The sequence below is a fragment of the Pacificibacter marinus genome (genome assembly GCF_018860665.1).
Lineage (GTDB): Bacteria > Pseudomonadota > Alphaproteobacteria > Rhodobacterales > Rhodobacteraceae > Celeribacter > Celeribacter marinus_A.
The window spans coordinates 1-1,717 of sequence record NZ_JAHKPK010000059.1 but is presented as its reverse complement, the minus strand read 5'-3'; the positions used below and the strand labels follow the sequence as shown (position 1 = coordinate 1,717).

Annotated in this window: 1 protein-coding gene; it reads right to left on the bottom strand. The window is 47.9% G+C overall.

Features of this window, described 5'->3' with window-relative positions; translation table 11 throughout:
• Positions 1-1,717 (bottom strand): alanine--tRNA ligase (gene alaS / locus KO497_RS15895; RefSeq protein WP_215944946.1); only part of this gene is annotated, 1,717 nt, incomplete at both ends.

The window sequence follows — 1,717 nt, the reverse complement described above, 5'->3', positions numbered from 1 at the left end:
TCATATTTCTCGCCGAACAACGCCATTGGGCCTTTACCTTTGGCCTCATCAATCGCCATCAGTTCGGTCGTCACCGGAGAGTTTTGGCGAATATATTGATTCACCATCTGCTCAACGGCTGCCAACTCTTGGGCTGATACAGCTTCGAAGTGTGCAAAGTCAAAACGCAATCGCTCAGCGTTAACGAGCGAGCCTTTTTGCTGTACGTGATCGCCCAATACGTCACGTAAAGCAGCGTGCAACAAGTGCGTTGCTGAGTGATTTAACGCTGTCGCTTTACGGTTAGCCATATCAACAGTCGTTGATACCGTTGCACCAACGCGTAACACGCCCTCTGTTAATTGACCTATGTGTAAATGGTTCTTTTGCTCTTTTGTGCAATCAGTGACGGTAAATTGTCCACTGTCCCATGACAAGGTTCCATGATCACCCGCCTGACCACCTGATTCGGCGTAAAACGGTGTGTTATCCAACACAACAACCCCAGACTCACCGGCCGTTAGTTCAGAGACAGACTCTCCGCCTTTAAACAAAGCGACCACGCTAGATGAGCCTTCCAGGTCTTCATACCCGGTAAAACCTGTTTCGCCTTCAATATCTAACTTTTCGTTATAATCGACATTAAACGCGCCTGATGCACGAGCTCGCTGGCGCTGTTGCTCCATTGCCGCATCAAAGCCTTCCATATCGAGTGTTAGATCTTGTTCACGTGCCACGTCAGCCGTTAAATCTACAGGGAAACCATAGGTATCGTACAAGCGGAAAACAGTTTCGCCAGATAGAACCGTCCCTTCCATCGATGCGATAGCATCCGTTAATAAACGCATGCCGTTATCAAGCGTTTTAGCAAACTGCTCTTCTTCTTTAGCTATAACACGCTCAACCAAAGCCTGTTGCTCGGTAAGTTCTGGGTAGGCTTCACCCATTTCATTAACGAGTGCCGCGGTCAGTGTATGAAAGAAAGCCCCTTGAGCACCGAGCTTATTACCGTGCCGGATAGCAGGTCGCATAATGCGGCGCAACACATATCCACGCCCTTCATTGGATGGTGTTACACCATCAACAATTAAGAACGCTGTTGAACGGATATGGTCAGCAATAACACGCAATGATTTACTATCCATATCCTGAGTACCCACAGCTTTAGCCGTGGCTTCAAGTAAGCGCTGGAATAAATCAATCTCGTAGTTGCTATGCACGTTTTGCATAACGGCTGCTATACGCTCAAGTCCCATACCGGTGTCAACGGACTGACGTGGTAGTGGCGTCATTTCACCATCAGCGGCACGGTTGTATTGCATAAATACAACGTTCCAAATTTCGATATAGCGATCGCCGTCTTCTTCCGGACTTCCCGGTGGGCCGCCCCATACTGACTCGCCGTGATCATAAAAAATTTCGGTGCAAGGACCACAAGGGCCGGTATCACCCATAGACCAGAAATTGTCATCCCCTAACTTTGAGAAACGTTCAGGATCCACTCCTACCTCTTCTTTCCAGATTTTTTCTGCTTCATCGTCACTATGATGAACAGTGACCCACAGTTTCTCTTTAGGAATCCCCAGCGTTTCTGTTAGGAATGTCCAGGCAAAACGTATTGGTTCTGGCTTGAAGTAGTCGCCAAAGCTAAAGTTACCTAGCATTTCAAAGAAAGTATGATGGCGTGCAGTGTAACCGTCATTTTCCAAGCCGTTTGCTTTGTCCCCCCCCCGGATAT